Annotated in this window: 1 rRNA gene; it reads right to left on the bottom strand. The window is 48.4% G+C overall.

The features are described from left to right. Positions 1 to 33: 33 nt before the first annotated feature. A 23S ribosomal RNA gene (locus tag HMPREF0634_RS05065) occupies positions 34 to 2,935 on the bottom strand. Between the last annotated feature and the right edge of the window lie 163 nt (positions 2,936 to 3,098).

The following is a 3,098-nucleotide window of genomic DNA, read 5'->3' as shown; positions in this document are numbered from 1 at the left end:
AAAACTGAATCCTAGTCATATCCAATGATATCCTTGGTCAAGTCCTCGATCTATTAGTATCAGTAAGCTACATACATTGCTGCACTTACACCTCTGACCTATCAACCAGGTAGTCTTCCTGGGATCTTAACCTTGCGGTGGGAAATCTTATCTTGAAGTTGGCTTCGCGCTTAGATGCTTTCAGCGCTTATCCCTTCCATACATAGCTACCCAGCCATGCCCTTGGCAGAACAACTGGTACACCAGAGGTATGTCCATCCCGGTCCTCTCGTACTAAGGACAGATCTTCTCAAATTTCCTACGCCTGCGACGGATAGGGACCGAACTGTCTCACGACGTTCTGAACCCAGCTCGCGTACCACTTTAATGGGCGAACAGCCCAACCCTTGGGACCAACTACAGCCCCAGGATGTGATGAGCCGACATCGAGGTGCCAAACCTCCCCGTCGATGTGGACTCTTGGGGGAGATAAGCCTGTTATCCCCAGGGTAGCTTTTATCCGTTGAGCGATGGCCCTTCCACTCAGAACCACCGGATCACTAAGTCCGTATTTCTACCTTGCTCGACCTGTATGTCTTGCAATCAAGCTCCCTTTTGCCTTTACACTCTTCGTACGATTTCCGACCGTACTGAGGGAACCTTTGAGCGCCTCCGTTACCTTTTGGGAGGCGACCGCCCCAGTCAAACTGCCCACCAGACAGTGTCCCAAGACCAGATTCATGGCCTATGGTTAGAGTCCCAATACTACAAGGGTGGTATCCCAAGGGTGACTCCATCAAAACTGACGCCCTGATTTCTTAGTCTCCCACCTATCCTGTACATGTAGTATCGAAACCCAATGTCAAGCTACAGTAAAGCTCCATGGGGTCTTTCCGTCCTGTCGCAGGTACCCGGCATCTTCACCGGGATTACAATTTCACCGAGTCTGTTGTTGAGACAGTGCCCAAATCGTTACGCCTTTCGTGCGGGTCGGAACTTACCCGACAAGGAATTTCGCTACCTTAGGACCGTTATAGTTACGGCCGCCGTTTACTGGGGCTTAAGATCACTGCTTCGATTGCTCTTACAGATCCCCTTAACCTTCCAGCACCGGGCAGGCGTCAGCTCCTATACATCGTCTTGCGACTTAGCAGAAACCTATGTTTTTGGTAAACAGTCGCTTGGGCCAATTCTCTGCGGCCCCATTGCTGGGGCACCCCTTATCCCTAAGTTACGGGGTCATTTTGCCGAGTTCCTTAACAACAGTTCTCTCGCTGGCCTTAGGATACTCTCCTCACCCACCTGTGTCGGTTTGCGGTACGGGTACCTTTAATCTCGATAGAGACTTTTCTCGACAGTGTGAAATCAGCTGCTTCGCTACTTAGTTTCGCTCCCCATCGCGCCCCAGCATTAACTAAACGGATTTGCCTATCTAGTCTGCCTCAACGCTTAGACACACTTAACCAACAGTGTGCTCAGCTTATCCTACTGTGTCATCCCTTCTCTCAAACGATTATCGGTAGTACAGGAATCTCAACCTGTTGTCCATCGCCTACGCCTTTCGGCCTGAGCTTAGGTCCCGACTAACCCAGGGTGGACGAACCTTCCCCTGGAAACCTTGGGTTTACGGCCTGAGGGATTCTCACCCTCATCTCGCTACTCATGCCAACATTCTCTCTCCCATACTGTCCACGACTCCTTACGGTATCGCTTCAGCCTGCATGGGAAGCTCCCCTACCCATCATCTTATGATGCCGTAGCTTCGGTAGTATGTTTTAGCCCCGGAAATCTTCGGCGCAGGATCACTCGACCAGTGAGCTATTACGCACTCTTTAAATGAGTGGCTGCTTCTAAGCCAACATCCTGGTTGTCTGTGCAATCCCACATCCTTTACCACTTAACATACATTTAGGGACCTTAGCTGACGGTCTGGGCTCTTTCCCTTTCGACTATGAACCTTATCACCCATAGTCTGACTCCTGAATAAAAGATAATGGCATTCGGAGTTTGATAGTCTTCGGTAAGTGCAATACCCCCTAGGACATTCAGTGCTCTACCTCCACATCTCTACATTCAAGGCTAGCCCTAAAGCTATTTCGGGGAGAACCAGCTATCTCCGAGCTCGATTGGAATTTCACCGCTACCCACAAGTCATCCCCGCACTTTTCAACGTACGTGGGTTCGGACCTCCACGAAATTTTACTTTCGCTTCATCCTGCTCATGGGTAGGTCGCCCGGTTTCGGGTCTACGTCATGTGACTAATTCGCCCAGTTAAGACTCGCTTTCGCTTCGGCTCCACACCTTAAGTGCTTAACCTTGCCACATAACGTAACTCGTTGGCCCGTTCTACAAAAAGTACGCGGTCACGCCAATAATGCGCTCCCACAGCTTGTAAGTGTAGGGTTTCAGGTTCTATTTCACTCCCCTCCCGGGGTTCTTTTCACCTTTCCCTCACGGTACTATTCGCTATCGGTCACTAGGTAGTATTTAGCCTTGGGGGGTGGTCCCCCCTGCTTCCCACAAGGTTTCACGTGTCTCGTGGTACTCTGGATCATATCAAGAACTTTCTTGGCTTTGTATACGGGACTTTTACCCTCTGTGGTTGGTCTTTCCAGACCTATTCTACTCGCAATAACCTTTCCTTAAGATATGTCCGCAACCCCAAATCAGTAAACTGACCTGGTTTGGGCTCTTCCGCGTTCGCTCGCCGCTACTAGCGGAATCGAATTTCTTTCTCTTCCTTCAGGTACTTAGATGTTTCAGTTCCCTGAGTTCCCCTCCATAGGCTATGTATTTACCTATGGATACTTGGACATTACTCCAAGTGAGTTTCCTCATTCAGAAATCTTCGGATCAAAATGTATGTGCCACTCCCCGAAGCTTATCGCAGCTTATCACGTCTTTCATCGGCTCCTAGTGCCAAGGCATCCGCCCTACACCCTTAATAACTTGACCTTTTAAGTTATTAATTGAGATTTTTCTATAGTCTATTTCTAGACTGTTAAAGAATAATTGGTTGTTTTTTAATGAGTTTTCTCTCATTTCATTTATATCCGTTAGGATATTAAATAGATGTCATTGTATAATTATCACTAGTATTCAGTTTTCAAAGTACAAT

Origin of the sequence: Peptostreptococcus stomatis DSM 17678, from assembly GCF_000147675.1 — a bacterium.
GTDB lineage: Bacteria > Bacillota > Clostridia > Peptostreptococcales > Peptostreptococcaceae > Peptostreptococcus > Peptostreptococcus stomatis.
Note: the sequence above shows the minus strand (reverse complement) of the source record. Positions and strands in the feature narration are given on the sequence as shown.